Raw genomic sequence first — 13118 nt, forward strand, 5'->3', positions numbered from 1 at the left:
TGTCGATGTCCGCCCTGCCAGGGCCGCCCCAGGTCAGCGCACGGCCTTCCGGACGTACGCGACGCACTCCTTGCGCAGGCTCGCCCAGGACTGACCGAAGATCTCCTCGGTGGTCTGCGCCGGTAGCCGCAGGTCGTACACCACCGCCTTGAAGAAGGCGAAGGCCCGCTCCTCGCCGAAGCGGTCGACCAGATGCCGGAAGGCGAGGTACGCGATCCCGTAGTTGCCCGTCACCTCCTCGTGGGGTGCGTCGTCGGCGGGTATGAGCTTGTCCAGCTTGCCGTCCCAGTCGCCCCGCACCAGCCGTCGGGTGGGCACCAGCCCCTCGTACCGGGCGACCGACCGGCCGTCGGCACCGGCGTGCTCGGCCAACCCCTCGATCAGCCACCAGGCCGAGTTGTCCCAGTAGTCCTTGTCGGGCAGCGAGGCGGTGTGGGCCAGCTCGTGGCGGAGCAGCTCGTCCAGCCCGGGACCGTAGTCGAGCGTCTCGGGTGCCAGCACCACCTCGTGGTGACCGCCGCCGACGTTCACCGCGTACCCCGCGCCCCATTCCGGTTGGTCACCGCCGTACCACCGCTCCCACTCCTTCGGCCCGGCGTAGAAGACGCGGTACAGGTCGGGCGGCGCACCGGTCACGACGTAGCCGTCCGCCACCTTCGCCGCCGCCTCGGCCCGCTTCAGCAGGCCCGGCAACCGGTCGCGGTGGGCCGGGGTGCTGGCCACCATCACCCGCTTTCCGACCAGGACGGCCAGCTTGCTGACCTCCCAGGGCAGGACACCGGGCTGGCCGTTGTAGCGGCCGTTGACAACTGCCGAGGACTTCGACTTGAGCAGGGTGAGCAGCCGGGGTTCCGCACCGTCGCGCCACCGGGTCTCGACCACCACCGGGCTCGGTTGACAGTTCCGTACGACGAAGCAGTACTGGAACTCGATCGACACCCGCCATTCCCCCGCCCGGCCCGCGGAGGTGGGCAGGCCACTCGGCCGCCCCTGCCAGTGCATGACCCGCAGGGCCTTGAGCGCGTCGAACCGTCGACGCAGCTCGGGGCGTACCCCCGTGGCCGCGATCGCGGCGAACGCTGACCGGTCACCACCGAGCAGGGCGGCGGCCTGCTTGTCGAGTTGCGCGGTGATCCGTTCGGCGACCTGTCGGGCGGCGACCGTGGTCGGGTTCTCCGTCGGCGAGGCGGCGGTCGCCGGCTCACCGACCTCGACATCGGACGCTCCGCCGGCCAGCAGCACCACCGGAACGCCGACACTCAGGGTCAGCAGCACCGCGACCAACGCGGTCCACAGTGGCCACCGTCGACGCCGCCGGCCTTCGGTCCCCGGACCGGCCGGCGGCTCCTCCACCGCCGGAGCAGATGCCGGCTCCGCCGTCACCCCATCCGGTGTCGCACCGGTCGGCGCCGGCTCATCGCTGCCCACAGGGCCCCCGTGATCCACCGGCGAAGGGTACGGCCTGCGGTGGCGCCGACGGAAGGGCGATCGACCGACGCTGTCCCGGTCGGTACGTTCAGGCAGGGCCGGGCGTCCCCGATCCGGGCCAGGACGAGAACGCCACGCCCAACGCGCTGATCATCTGGTCGAAGGAACGGTCGAGTTCCCGGGGCAACCCGAAGCCACCGGCCGCCTCCAGTGCGACGAAGCCGTGCACGGCCGCGCGGAACATCCGGACTCCGTCCACTGCGGCGTCGCCGTGGATGCCGTATCCCCGCAGGATGGCGTAGACCACACCGACCGCCCGCTCCCCGGCGGCCAGGTGCGCCGGGTCGGCCGGATCCGGTACCCGCTGGGTGGCCGGATAGCGCCCGGGGTGCCGACGGGCGTACGAGCGGTAGGCGGCGGCGACGGCCCGCAGCGCGTCCGCACCGCTACGGCCGGCGGCGGCCGTGGTCATCTCGTCGGCGATCTCGGCGGTGGCCAGCGCCGACAGTTGCTGCGCGAGCGCCTCGACGCCCTTGATGTGCTTGTAGAGGCTCGGCAGCGCCACGCCGAGCCGGTTCGCCAACGCGGCGAGGGTGAGCCGGTGGTACCCGACCTCGTCGACGAGCCGGGCCGCCTCGCGCACCACCACCTGCGCGTTGAGCCCGGCCCTAGGCACGATTCGCCGCCGCCAGGAAGCCGACCAGTTCCGCCGCCATCGCCTCCGGACGGTCGGCGTGCGGGTAGTGCCCGGCGTCGGTGATCATCCGCGCCTCGGCGACCGGGAACAGCCGCCGGGCGGCCCGCGCCTCGGCGCCCGGGTCGCGGAAGTCGGGGTCCTTCGTGCCCATCAGCACCAGCACCGGCTGACGCACCTGCGGGGCGCGGGCGGTCCAGTGCGGCCGCACCGGATGGATCACTCCGCGCACGGGCGCCATCCGACCCGGGCGGCGCAGCGCCGCCACCAGCTGCCGGCGGTACTGCGCGTCGTCGGCCGGGCGGTGCACGGGAAAGAGCGTGCGGTGGAACAGGCCGAACAGCCGTGGACTGCGCAGCACCACGCTCTGGGCCAGCCGGATGAGGAAGTTGCCCTCCGGCGGGTTGACGAACGCACCGACCAGCACGATCCCGTTGACCAGGTCCGGCGCGTCGGCGGCGGCGAAGACCGCGGCCGCGGCGCTTGACGAGTTGCCCACCAGAACGGCCGGACCGCCGCCGAGGTCGCGAACCACCGCGAGCAGGTCGCCGCCCACCTCCACCGGGGCGTACGACGGCCAGTCGGCGCTGGAGTCGCCATGCCCGCGCACGTCGACCGAGGCGACCCGGTAGCCCGCCGCCACCAGCAGCGGAATCAGATGCCGGTAGGAGCCGCGGTTCTCCCCCATGCCGTGCGCGAGCACCACCAGCGCCCCCTGCCCGTGCACCTCGTACGCGATGCGACCGTCGGCACGCTCCACCCAGCTAGTTGTCATAGCCAATAGGCTAATGCTATTAGCCAACACCGTCAAGGCCGCACCACGCACCGCCGACCCTGTCGGCCGGCGGCACGTGGCGGAGGAGGGCTACTTCCGGGAGCTGAGCGCGCGGGCAAAGAACGCCAGGTTGGCGGGACGCTCGGCGAGCCGGCGCATCAGGTAGCCGTACCAGTCGTCGCCGTAGGGCACGTAGGTCCGCACCGTGTAACCCTCGCCGACCAGGCGGGTCTGCTCCTCCGGCCGGATGCCGTACAGCATCTGGAACTCGAAGCGGTCGGGGTCACGGTCGAACCAGCGTGCCCGGTCCTCACCGATCGCGATCAGGCGTGGGTCGTGGGTGGCCAGCATCGGATAACCGTCGCCGGACATCAGGATGTTGAGGCACCGGACGTAGGACTTGTCGACCTCGCGGGCCGACTGGTACGCCACCGACTCCGGCTCCCGGTACGCGCCCTTGCACAGCCGCACCCGCGACCCGGCCGCCGCCAGGTCGCGACAGTCGGACTCGGTGCGCCGCAGGTAGGCCTGCAGCACCGCGCCGGTCGACGGGTGGTCCTTGCGAAGCTTGGTCAGGATGTCCAGGGTCGAGTCGGTGGTGGTGTGGTCCTCCATGTCCAGGGTGACCGTGGTGCCCGCCGCCTCGGCGGCGGCGCAGATCGCCCGGGCGTTGTCGTACGCGAGCTGCTCGTCGAACGCCTGGCCGAGCGCGGAGAGCTTCACACTGACCTCGGCGGCGGGCGTCAGCTTCGCCTCGGCGAGCATCCGCAGCAACGTGAGGTACTCGTCCCGGGTGGCGTTGGCCTGTTCACCGGTGACGGTGTCCTCGCCGAGATTGTCGAGGGTGACCGCCAGACCGTCGTCGACGAGTTCGCGGGTCGCGCGCAACGCGTCGTCGGTCTTGGCGCCGGCGACGAACCGGCGGACGACGTCCCGGGAGAACGGGGCCGTCGCGACGAGCCGCTCGACCCGGGATGACCGGGAGGCGGCGAGGATGACGGTACGGAGCATGAGCCGAGCGTAACGCTCACCCGACCGCCAGGTACCTTCCCCCGTCGCCCCCGGCCCGGGGCGGACGGGATGGCGTTCATCGGTTACAACCATGTCGTGGAACAACGCCCTCGCCGCCGACTTCGATCGGCCTCCGTGCAGCTTGGCGCCATCACCGCGCTGGCGCTCGCCCTCTCCGGCTGCAACATGACCTCCGACGACGACGATGACGACTGCGCCCTCGGCCCGGCCGGGGGCGGGGAGACGGTGGCCCTGGCCCTGCGGGTGCCGGCCCCCGCCGCCGAGACCGGCGCCGGTCGTGCCGCACCCGAGCCGGTCGGCGCGGCCGTGCCCGAGCGCGGCGGCTTCGGCACCCACCTCGCCTCCTGCGGCGGCTGAGCGTGCGTCGCGAGACGACCGCTCCCCGCCCCGACTGGGACACCACCGTCCGGGAGCAGGGCCTGGTCTACGTCGACACGGAACTGCCCGACGGCGGGGTGATGTCGTACTGGGACGAGACCGCCACGTACGCCTTCGAGCTGGACGAGGTGCTGCGGCTGGAGGAGGCCACCGAGGAACTGCACCGGATGTCGGTGGCCGCCGCCGAACACGTGGTGGCGCGCAACCGGTACGCCGATTTCGGCATCCCGGCGTGGGCGGCCGAGGCGGTCGCCCGCTCGCTGCGGGAGACGCCGCCGACCCTCTACGGCCGCTTCGACCTCTGGTACGACGGCAGTTGGCCGCCGAAGCTGCTGGAGTACAACGCCGACACCCCCACCGCCCTGGTCGAGGCGAGCATCATCCAGTGGTACTGGCTGGAACACACCCGGCCGGACCTGGACCAGTGGAACAGCCTGCACGAGCGGCTCGTCGGCAGCTGGGCGAAGATCGGCGCCGAGCTGTACGACCGGCGGGTGCACGTGGTCTGGTCCAACGAGGAGGAGACCGGCGAGGACCACATGACCGCCGGCTACCTGGCCGAGACCGCCCGCCAGGCGGGGCTGGACGTCGAACTGCTGCCGATCCAGGATCTCGGCTGGAACGGCCGGCGTTTCATCGACGCCGACGACCGCCCGGTCACCACCTGTTTCAAGCTCTACCCGTGGGAGTGGATGCTCGCCGAGCCGTACGGCCCGCTGGCGCTGCGGCCGGGCACCCCGACCACCTGGATCGAGCCGGCCTGGAAGCTGCTGTTGTCCAACAAGGCGCTGCTGGCCGTGCTGTGGGAGTTGTACCCGGGGCACGAGTTGCTGCTCCCGGCGTACCTCGACTCGCCGCGCGGCATGTCCGAGTACGTCGCCAAGCCGCTGCTCGGTCGGGAGGGCGCCGCGGTGCGGATCGTCACCCCCGGTGGCGAGATCAGCAACCCGGGCGACTACGGCGACGAGGGCTACTGCTACCAGGAGTTCCGGGCGCTGCCCGAGTTCGCCGGAAGCCGCCTGGTGCTGGGCAGTTGGACAGTCGACGGAGAATCGGCGGGTGCCGGGCTGCGGGAGAGCGCGAGCCTGATCACCGACGGCTACGCGCGGTTCCTGCCGCACTACATCGACGCGCCACGCCCGGAGTGAGTCGTCTACCGTTGAGGCGTGAACTTCGACGCGTACGCCCGGACCGGGGTTGACCTCGTCAACGCGCGCCTGGACGATCTCGACGATCTACGCGCCATCTTCTGCGACGACCAGAAGTGGATGCGCGACGAGGTCGCGGAACGGGACCTGCCGACCTTCCGGCGCGCGCAGAAGCGGCTGCGTGACGTCTTCGAATACGGCACCTCGGGGCGCGACGCCGAGGCGGTGAACGAGCTGAACTCCCTGCTGGAGGCGTTCCCGGTGCAGCCGCGCATCTCGGGACACGACTCCAGCGACTGGCACATGCACGTGACCAGCCGGGGTGCCTCGGTCAGCTCGGAATATCTGGCCGGCGCGGTGTGGGGCCTGTCGGTGTGGCTGTGCGAGTACGGCAGCGCCCGATTCGGCGTCTGCGCCGACGACCGCTGCGGCAACGTCTACCTGGACACCTCGTCGAACTGCTGCCGGCGGTTCTGCTCGGAGCGCTGCGCCACCCGCTCGCACGTGGCCGCGCACCGGGCCCGCAAGCGGGCCGCCGTGCCCAGCCAACCGGACCCGCTGGCGCCGGTCTCCTGACCCGCGATCACGGGCCGTCCGGCCGTCCGGCCGGAGCCTCAGGCGTCGACCGGTGACGGCGTGCTGAGGTGCTGCCGGGCGAACGCCAGCGCCTCGCGCAGGTCCGCCTCACGGACCTGCCGGCTCTTCGCGCCCCGGGTGGTCACCTCCACCGCCACCGAACCGGAGAAGCCCCGCCCGGCCAGCGAGCGCAGCAGCTCGGCGCAGGGCTGGTTGCCGCGCCCCGGCACCAGGTGCTCGTCGCGTCCCTCGCCGGTGCCGTCGCCGAGATGCACGTGGGCCAGACCGTCGCCCATCCGGTCGGCCATCGCCAGCGCGTCGCTGTGCGAGGCCGCGCAGTGCGACAGATCCAGGGTGTACGAGGCGTAACCGGCTTCGGTGGGATCCCAACCAGGCACGTACGGGACGAACTGGCGGCCGGCCATCCGTACCGGATACATGTTCTCCACCGCGAACCGGAGGCCGCCGAACTCGCCGGCCACCCGGTCGAGCCCCTCGGCGAAGCCACGTGCGTACTCCCGCTGCCAGGTGAACGGCGGGTGCACCACGACGGTCGGCGCCTCCAACGTCTCGGCCAGCACCGCCGCCCGGCGCAGCCGCTCCCACGGGTCGGGGCTCCACACCCGCTGCGTGACCAGCAGACACGGTGCGTGCACGGAGAGTACCGGCACTCCGTAGTGATCTGACAGCCCGCGCAGCGCGCCCGCGTCCTGGCTGACCGCGTCGGTCCACACCATCACCTCGAGGCCGTCGTAACCGTGCGTGGCGGCCAGCTGAAACGCCGCCGCGGTCCGCTCAGGGAAGACCGAGGAACTGGACAGGAGCACCGGGACGCGGGAAGTCACGCCATCGAGGGTAGCCGGGATGCGGTCGGGCATCATGACGAGAACCGGCAAAGCAGACAGCCGGGACGTTCAGCATCACACCGGAGTCAGTCGATCCAGTCGGCTGAGGATCACACCCTCCCGCAGCGCCCACGGACAGACGTCCAGCGCGTCGATCCCGAGTCGACGCATCACCGACTCGGCGACGACGGCACCGGCCAGCAGTTGGTGGGCGCGCCCCGCGCTGACCCCCTCCAGTTCGACAAGCTGCGCGGGCGGGATGTGCCGGATGAAGCCGAGCACCTGTCGCAGCCCGGACCGGGTGAGCCGGCGTCGGGCCCAGAGCCCGGCCCCGCTGGGTGCCGCACCGGCGAGTCGGGCCAGCGTACGGAACGTCTTGGAGGTCGCCACCGACCGTTCCCACCCCACCTCGGTCATCCGCTCGACCACCGGATCGAGGTGGGCGTCGACGTACTCCCGCAACTGCTCCACCGTCTCCGGCGCGGGCGGGGCGGTGCTGTCCGGATCCACGTCGAGCCGGTCCCGGGTCAGCCGACCGGCACCCAGCGGCAGCGACACCGCGACGTCCGGATCCTCGTCGATACCGGCCGCGATCTCCAGCGAGCCGCCACCGATGTCCAGCACCAGCAGCCGCCCGGCGGACCAACCGAACCACCGCCGGACCGCGAGGAAGGTCATCCGCGCCTCGTCGGCGCCGGAGAGCACCTCCAGCCGTACGCCGGTGGAGTCCCGCACCCGGGTCAGCACCTCCGCCGCGTTCGTGGCGTCGCGCACCGCGGAGGTGGCGAAGGCGATCAGGTCGTCGACCTCCAGATCGGCGGCCGACGTACGCGCCGCCTCCACCGCCGTGACCAGGGCGTCGGCGCCGGCCTCGCGAAGCGCGCCGTCCGGTCCGATCTGCTCGGCGAGACGCAACACCGTCTTCTCCGAGTGCGCCGGCCACGGGTGCGCGCCCCGGTGGGCGTCGACCACCAGCAGGTGCACCGTGTTGGAACCGACGTCGAGGACACCCAGTCGCATGGGAGAACCCTAGGCCCACCCGGTTCGCGCCACTCGGCGACCTGCCCGCCGCACCACGCGTACGCTGGCCGGGTGACAGGGCAGATCGAACTCCGTGTGCTGGTGGACGACCCGGCCGACCCGCGCAGCCGGGAGGTGCCGCTGGACTTCCCCCGGGAGTGGATCGAGTTCGTCGACCCGGCGGACGAACGGCACCTGATCCGGGCCGACCTCACCTGGTTGCTGTCCCGGTGGACCTGCATCTTCGGCAAGGGCTGCCACGGCATCATCGCCGGTCGGGCGGCCGACGGCTGCTGCTCGCACGGTGCGTTCTTCACCGACTCGGACGACGAGTCGCGGGTACGCGCCGCGGCGAAGCGGCTCACCCCGCAGACCTGGCAGCACTACCGGCGTGGATTCAAGAACTGGACCGCGAACGACACCGTCGACGGCAAGACGCCGGCCCGGCGTACCGCTACCCGGGATGCCGACGGGCCCTGCGTCTTCCTCAACGACGCGGACTTCCCGGGCGGAGGCGGCTGCGCGCTGCACGCCCAGGCGCTGCGCGACGGGGCGCATCCGCTGGAGTACAAGCCGGATGTGTGCTGGCAGCTGCCGGTCCGCCGGGACCAGGAGTGGGTGAAGCGCCCGGACAACACGAAGGTGCTGGTGTCCACGCTCGCCGAGTTCGACCGGCGCGGCTGGGGTGCCGGCGGGCACGACCTCGACTGGTGGTGCACCTCCTCCACCGACGCGCACGTCGGCGCCGACCCGATGTACCTGTCGTACGCCCCGGAGCTGACCGCGCTCGTCGGCGAGGCCGCGTACGCGAAACTGGCCGAACTGTGCGCGGCGCGGACCCGGCAGGGCCTCGTCGCCCCCCACCCGGCGGACCAACTCTGAAGCAGACCTAGGTGATCTTGATAGCACCGTTGCTACCATGCACCCATGGCCATGACGCTCCGTCTCGACGACGATCGCGAACGCCGACTCCGCCTCGTGGCTGACGAGGAGGAGCGGTCGATGCACGCGGTGGTGGTGACCGCCATCGACGACTACCTGATGCGGCGCAACGCGCGGCAGTTCGACGAGTTGGCCGACGAGATCATCGAACGCCATGCCACGCTGCTCGCCCGCCTGGCCGAGTGATGCCGGAGATCTACTACCCGACGCTCACAGACGTCGTTCGCATCGCCCGCAAGATCGGCGTCGCGGTCCGGGACGCAGGGTTGATCGAATCAGCCGTCGCCCGACCCCGGACCAGCGTTTTTGGCGAGAACGCCTACCCGGATCTCTGGACCAAGGCGGCGGCGTTGCTGCACTCGTTGCTCAACAATCATCCGTTCGTGGACGGGAACAAGCGCATCGGCTGGATCGTGACCGTCGCTTTCCTGCTCCAGAATCGCGCCGTCTCCGTAGCCGAGCTTGATGACGTCGACCAGGATGTCGCGTACGACCTGGTCATCGCGGTGGCGGAGAGCCGGCTGACCGAGGTCGACCCGATCGCGAACTCGCTGCGAAAGCTCTTCTGAGCCGCGTTGTCGGATCAGGGCTCGAACTTGTAGCCGAGACCGCGCACCGTGACGATGTGACGCGGGGTGGAGGGCTCCGGCTCGATCTTCGAGCGCAGCCGCTTCACGTGCACGTCGAGCGTCTTCGTGTCACCGACGTAGTCGGCACCCCAGACGCGGTCGATCAACTGGCCCCGGGTGAGCACCCGACCCGCGTTGCGCAGCAGCAGTTCGAGCAGCTCGAACTCCTTGAGCGGCAACTGCACCGCACCCCCGTCGACGGTCACCACGTGCCGCTCGATGTCCATCCGGACCGGGCCGGCGGCCAGCGTCGGCGCGCCCGACTCGGGCGCCTCCGGGCTCTGCCGGCGCAGCACCGCGCGGATCCGGGCGACCAGCTCCCGGGGGGAGTACGGCTTGGTCACGTAGTCGTCGGCACCGATCTCCAGGCCGACCACCTTGTCGATCTCGCTGTCCCGGGCGGTGACCATGATGATCGGCACGTGCGAGCGCTGGCGCAGCTGCCGGCAGACCTCGGTACCGGACATCTCCGGCAGCATCAGGTCGAGCAGGACGATGTCGGCGCCGGTCCGGTCGAACTCGGTGAGGGCCGACGTCCCCGTGGCGGCCACGGAGACCTCGAACCCCTCCTTGCGGAGCATGTACGACAGTGCGTCCGAGAACGATTCCTCGTCCTCGACCACCAGAACGCGACTCAACGGCGTTTCCTTTCATCGGTCGGACCGGGCGGCGCCCAGCCTGATCCAGGTGTGGTTCAGACCTGCCGGAGCTCGGCCGGACCGGCCTCGATCCCAGCAGGTGGCAGTGTCGCCAGCAGGTCGTCCGGCGGACGGGCGGGCAGCCGGAGGGTGAACGTCGACCCACCACCAAGAGTGCTCGCCACCTCCACCCGACCGCCATGGTTGCTCGCGATGTGCTTGACGATCGCCAGCCCGAGGCCGGTGCCGCCGGTCGCCCGCGACCGCGCCTGATCGGCCCGGTAGAACCGTTCGAAGATGCGGTCGACGTCGGTGGGGGCGATGCCGATGCCCTGGTCGGTGACGGCGATCTCCACCTGCTCCCCGGCGGTGCGGGCGGCGATCCGAACCATGGTGTCCTCGCCGGAGTAGTTCAGGGCGTTCTCCACCAGATTCGCCACCGCCGTGGCGAGCTGGTTGTCGCTGCCGTACACGGTCAGGCCCCGCTCCGCCTCGACGGTCACCTCGATCCGGCGGGCCGCGGCGGCGGTCCGGGTGCGGTCGATCACCTCGGAGATCACCCAGTCCACCGCGACCGGCTCAGGGGCCGGCTGCGGTTCGGCGCCCTGGAGCCGGGTCAGTTCCAGCAGCTCCTGCACCAGCCGCCCCAACCGGGTCGACTCGTGCTGGATGCGCTCGGCGAACCGTCGGGCGGCGACCAGGTCCTCGGAGAGATCCGGCCGACCCTCACCGGCCGGCTCGGTGGCGTCCAGCAGCGCCTCGGCGAGCAACTGCAACGCACCGATCGGGGTCTTCAGTTCGTGGCTGACGTTGGCCACGAAGTCGCGGCGCACCCGGGCCAACCGGTGTGACTCGGTCACGTCGGCCGCTTCCACCGCGATGTAGCCGTTGCCCAGTCCCATCGCCCGCAGGTGCACGCCGAGCGGGTTCTCTCCGGCGTTGTCGCGGCCCCGGGGCAGGTCGAGCTCGATCTCGCGCCGCACACCGGTGCGCCGTACCTGCCCCGCGAGGGTACGGACCAGCGGATGGGCCATGATCGAACCTGGTCGGCCGCCGGTCCGCAGCAGCCCCATCGCCCGCGCGGCCGGATTGACAAGTACGGGCACATCGTCCGCGTCGAGCACCACGACTCCCGCGCGCAGCGAATCGATCGCGCGGCGGCCGAGCCCGACCTGCACTTCGTCGACGATCGCGAGCCTCCCCTTGCCGAACGGGATCATGCGGGACAACCACAGGCCGGCGACCACCCCGACCACCAGGGCCGTCGCCACACCCACCGTCACCGCCCACGTCACTCGGCGATCGTAGGGTCATTGTTAACCCGGCTATCGCCCAGAACAGGACGAAGCACTCTCACTTCCAGGAAAGTTCACCCGCGCGTCCGGCGCAGTTCATCAGCGTTCACCTCCGGTCCGCCCGGGAGTCATAGCTTGGCGGGCGTACCTGCGCAAACACCCGCCGGCGGGATCGCCGGCCCCGACGGACAGGACGTGAGAATGCGCGACGAGTTCCGGGCCGAACTTCAGGCCGTCAGCCAACTGCTTGTCGAGATGGCCGAGGGAGTTCGGGCGGCGCTGCGACAGGCGACCCGGGCCCTGCTCACCGCCGATCGCCGCGCGGCCGAGTCCGTCATCGAGCGGGACGCCGAGATCGACGGGCTGTACCGCCAGGTGGAGGAGCGGGTGTGCGACCTGCTGGCCCGTCAGGCACCGGTCGCCTCCGACCTGCGCGCCATGATCACCGCGCTGCACGTGGCCGCCGATCTGGAACGGATGGGTGACCTGGCCGATCACGTCGCCAAGACCGCGTTGCGCCGGCACCCGTCCCCGGCCGTGCCGGCCGAGCTGCGCCCGGTCTTCACGGACATGGCCGGGATCGCCGACCGGATGGCCGAGAAGATCGCCTCGGTGCTGGCGCACCCCGACGCCGATCTCGCCGCCGAGCTGGACAGCGACGACGACGCCATGGACGAGCTTCACAAGGGGTTGTTCGGGGTGCTGCTCGGCGCGGACTGGCCGTACGGCGTGGAGACCGCCATCGACGCCACCCTGCTGGGTCGCTTCTACGAGCGCTTCGCCGACCACGCCGTGAACAGCGCCGAACACGTGGTCTATCTGATCACCGGCGAACCCGTCACCGCCCCCTGAGGGGCGCGGAAGGGCCCCTACCGACGCCTGGCGTGGCGGGGGCCCTTCCGACGATCGGACTCGGGCCGGCTCAGCGGCCCTGGTTGGCCACGGCGGCGGCGGCCTCCTTGGCGGCCTCCGGGTCGAGGTAGGTCCCGCCCAGCGTCTGGGGACGCAGCAGCGGGTCCAGGTCGTAGCGAAGCGGGATCCCGGTGGGGATGTTGAGCTTCGCGATCGCCTCGTCACTGATCTGGTCCAGGTGCTTGACCAGCGCCCGCAGCGAGTTGCCGTGCGCGGCCACCAGCACCGTACGGCCGGCCAGGATGTCCGGCACCACCGAGTCGTACCAGTACGGCAGCATCCGTTCGACGACGTCCTTCAGGCACTCGGTACGCGGCATCAGCTCGGTCGGCAGCAACGCGTACCGCGGGTCGCCGACCTGCGACCACTCGTCGTCGTCGGCGATCGGCGGCGGCGGGGTGTCGTACGAGCGGCGCCAGAGCATGAACTGCTCCTCGCCGTACTCATCCAGGGTCTGCTTCTTGTTCTTGCCCTGCAACGCGCCGTAGTGGCGCTCGTTGAGCCGCCACGACCGGCGCACCGCGATCCAGTGCCGGTCGGCGGCGTTCAGCGCCAACTCGGCGGTCCGGATGGCGCGGCGCATCACGCTGGTGTGCACCACGTCCGGCAGCAGGCCGTGCTCGCGCAGCAGCTCGCCGCCGCGACGCGCCTCGTCCTCCCCCTTCGCGGTCAGGTCGACGTCGACCCAGCCGGTGAAGAGGTTCTTGGCGTTCCAGTCGCTCTCGCCGTGGCGCAGCAGGACCAGCGTCCCGACGGTGGGTCCCTCGCTAGCTGTCATGCCGATCATCCTGCCGCAACCCGCTGTG

16 protein-coding genes are annotated in these 13118 nt (G+C 71.2%); 7 read left to right on the forward strand and 9 right to left on the reverse strand.

Annotation, left to right across the window (positions count from 1 at the left end; all coding sequences use genetic code 11):
- Window positions 1-33 precede the first annotated feature (33 nt).
- The 4 genes from O7597_RS07955 to O7597_RS07970 form a co-directional block, all read right to left on the reverse strand.
- Entirely contained in the window at window positions 34-1353 is a 1320-nt protein-coding gene (locus O7597_RS07955; RefSeq protein ID WP_281582351.1) for a hypothetical protein, read from the reverse strand.
- A 163-nt stretch (window positions 1354-1516) separates the two neighbouring features.
- Window positions 1517-2104: a TetR/AcrR family transcriptional regulator gene (locus O7597_RS07960; RefSeq protein ID WP_281582352.1), complete on the reverse strand. Its 588-nt coding sequence runs from the start codon at window positions 2102-2104 to the stop codon at window positions 1517-1519.
- On the reverse strand, window positions 2097-2897 hold the full coding sequence (locus tag O7597_RS07965) for an alpha/beta hydrolase (protein WP_281582353.1): 801 nt from the start codon (window positions 2895-2897) through the stop codon (window positions 2097-2099). Before O7597_RS07965 ends, O7597_RS07960 begins: the two co-directional genes overlap by 8 nt.
- A 90-nt stretch (window positions 2898-2987) precedes the next feature.
- Window positions 2988-3908 carry a proline dehydrogenase family protein gene (locus O7597_RS07970; RefSeq protein WP_281582354.1) on the reverse strand — a complete coding sequence of 307 codons (921 nt, stop codon included), beginning with the start codon at window positions 3906-3908 and terminating at the stop codon, window positions 2988-2990.
- Window positions 3909-4043: 135 nt separating this feature from the next.
- On the opposite strand from O7597_RS07970, the gene O7597_RS07975 reads away from it, so the two are divergent.
- The 3 genes from O7597_RS07975 to O7597_RS07985 are packed head-to-tail and all read left to right on the forward strand — an operon-like array spanning window position 4044 to window position 6031.
- Window positions 4044-4286 carry a hypothetical protein gene (locus O7597_RS07975; RefSeq protein WP_164448479.1) on the forward strand — a complete coding sequence of 81 codons (243 nt, stop codon included), beginning with the start codon at window positions 4044-4046 and terminating at the stop codon, window positions 4284-4286.
- Between the two features lie 2 nt (window positions 4287-4288).
- Window positions 4289-5455 (forward strand): glutathionylspermidine synthase family protein, encoded by a 1167-nt coding sequence (locus O7597_RS07980; protein ID WP_281582355.1) that lies wholly within the window; start codon window positions 4289-4291, stop codon window positions 5453-5455.
- Window positions 5456-5473: 18 nt separating this feature from the next.
- On the forward strand, window positions 5474-6031 hold the full coding sequence (locus tag O7597_RS07985) for a CGNR zinc finger domain-containing protein (protein ID WP_269738399.1): 558 nt from the start codon (window positions 5474-5476) through the stop codon (window positions 6029-6031).
- 38 nt (window positions 6032-6069) lie between these two features.
- On the opposite strand, the gene O7597_RS07990 is transcribed toward O7597_RS07985, so the two are convergent.
- On the reverse strand, window positions 6070-6876 hold the full coding sequence (locus O7597_RS07990; RefSeq protein ID WP_269738400.1) for a sugar phosphate isomerase/epimerase: 807 nt from the start codon (window positions 6874-6876) through the stop codon (window positions 6070-6072).
- Between the two features lie 75 nt (window positions 6877-6951).
- On the reverse strand, window positions 6952-7896 hold the full coding sequence (locus O7597_RS07995) for a Ppx/GppA phosphatase family protein (protein WP_269738401.1): 945 nt from the start codon (window positions 7894-7896) through the stop codon (window positions 6952-6954).
- Window positions 7897-7968: 72 nt separating this feature from the next.
- Between O7597_RS07995 and O7597_RS08000 the strand changes: the two genes are divergently transcribed.
- From O7597_RS08000 to O7597_RS08010, 3 genes are read left to right on the forward strand one after another with little or no spacing between them, the layout of a single operon-like run.
- Complete coding sequence (locus O7597_RS08000) at window positions 7969-8778, forward strand: hypothetical protein (protein WP_269738402.1); 810 nt, start codon at window positions 7969-7971, stop codon at window positions 8776-8778.
- Between the two features lie 45 nt (window positions 8779-8823).
- Window positions 8824-9024 carry a hypothetical protein gene (locus O7597_RS08005; protein ID WP_269738403.1) on the forward strand — a complete coding sequence of 67 codons (201 nt, stop codon included), beginning with the start codon at window positions 8824-8826 and terminating at the stop codon, window positions 9022-9024.
- Window positions 9024-9407, forward strand: coding sequence for a Fic family protein (locus tag O7597_RS08010; protein ID WP_281582356.1), 384 nt, complete (start codon window positions 9024-9026; stop codon window positions 9405-9407). Before O7597_RS08005 ends, O7597_RS08010 begins: the two co-directional genes overlap by 1 nt.
- A 14-nt stretch (window positions 9408-9421) precedes the next feature.
- On the opposite strand, the gene O7597_RS08015 is transcribed toward O7597_RS08010, so the two are convergent.
- The gene (locus O7597_RS08015) at window positions 9422-10105 is read right to left on the reverse strand and encodes a response regulator transcription factor (RefSeq protein WP_093403456.1); all 684 of its coding nucleotides are present in this window, start codon (window positions 10103-10105) and stop codon (window positions 9422-9424) included.
- Between the two features lie 56 nt (window positions 10106-10161).
- The gene (locus O7597_RS08020) at window positions 10162-11325 is read right to left on the reverse strand and encodes an ATP-binding protein (protein ID WP_281583212.1); all 1164 of its coding nucleotides are present in this window, start codon (window positions 11323-11325) and stop codon (window positions 10162-10164) included.
- Window positions 11326-11601: 276 nt separating this feature from the next.
- Between O7597_RS08020 and phoU the strand changes: the two genes are divergently transcribed.
- Window positions 11602-12252, forward strand: coding sequence for a phosphate signaling complex protein PhoU (gene phoU, locus O7597_RS08025; protein WP_269738739.1), 651 nt, complete (start codon window positions 11602-11604; stop codon window positions 12250-12252).
- Between the two features lie 70 nt (window positions 12253-12322).
- Here phoU and O7597_RS08030 read toward each other — a convergent pair whose 3' ends face one another.
- Window positions 12323-13090 carry a phosphoglyceromutase gene (locus O7597_RS08030; RefSeq protein WP_269738406.1) on the reverse strand — a complete coding sequence of 256 codons (768 nt, stop codon included), beginning with the start codon at window positions 13088-13090 and terminating at the stop codon, window positions 12323-12325.
- Window positions 13091-13118 lie beyond the last annotated feature (28 nt).

Origin of the sequence: Verrucosispora sp. WMMC514, assembly GCF_027497295.1 — a bacterium.
In the GTDB taxonomy this organism is placed as follows: Bacteria; Actinomycetota; Actinomycetes; order Mycobacteriales; family Micromonosporaceae; genus Micromonospora; species Micromonospora palythoicola.